The sequence below is a fragment of the Proteus sp. fly-1067 genome, assembly GCF_040139345.1.
Classification (GTDB): Bacteria; Pseudomonadota; Gammaproteobacteria; order Enterobacterales; family Enterobacteriaceae; genus Proteus; species Proteus vulgaris_B.
In genome coordinates this window covers 1-868 of sequence record NZ_JBEEUL010000059.1, presented here as the reverse complement: position 1 = coordinate 868, position 868 = coordinate 1, and the positions used below count along the sequence as shown (strand labels likewise).

At 36.4% G+C, this 868-nt stretch carries 1 protein-coding gene; it reads left to right on the top strand.

The genetic code is table 11. The annotated features are described in order from the left end of the window. Positions 1-868: fimbria/pilus outer membrane usher protein (locus tag ABN217_RS19060; protein WP_349459824.1), on the top strand; the 868-nt coding region annotated here is incomplete at both ends.

The following is an 868-nucleotide window of genomic DNA, read 5'->3' as shown; positions in this document are numbered from 1 at the left end:
GAGAGCACTACACCATCACAAATATTAGAACCATTTAGATTTACTGGATTATCATTATTTACAAATGATTCAATGTTACCACCACGGCTAAGAGGATATGCGCCTGAAATTACAGGGATAGCTAAAACCAATTCTCGCGTGGTTGTCACTCAATTGGGCAGTGTATTATATGATGGCAATGTGCCTGCTGGCCCATTTAAAATTCAGTCATTAAATAGTGGTACTCGTGGTGAATTACATGTAAAAATTATTGAGCAGGATGGCTCTGAACAACAATTTATTGTTAACAGCTCTAATGTACCTTATTTAACTCGTCCAGGGACGACTCGATACAACGCCTCTATAGGCCAACCAATTAAACGAGATCATTCAGTCTATGGGGGTGTGTTTTTCTTCAGGGGAGAAGCTTCTCATGGCTTAAATAATAATTGGTCATTAAACGCGGCTTCCGACATCAGCCAAGGTTATCAGCAAGTTTCACTTGGTGTTGGGCGATTTATGAATCAATTTGGTGCGTTATCTGTAAATATTGCTCGTTCTTTTGCACAGCTAGACCATGATAGTCCATCGGGTAACTCATATAGTATTAATTACTCTAAAACTTTTGATGAGTATGACATGGATCTAACGTTTGCGGGATATCGTTTTACAGATAGAAAATATTATACGATGTCTCAGTATTTAGATCTAAGAAACGACAAAATCATTGATAATGAAAAGGAACGCTATCAAATAAGCCTTTCAAAACGTATAGGCGAATTTAATATCAATTTAAATTATCAATTACAACAATATTGGGATAGAGGGCAAACCCACCAATATGGGCTAAATGTAGGTAAGAGTATTAATATTCCTTATCTAAATTTAC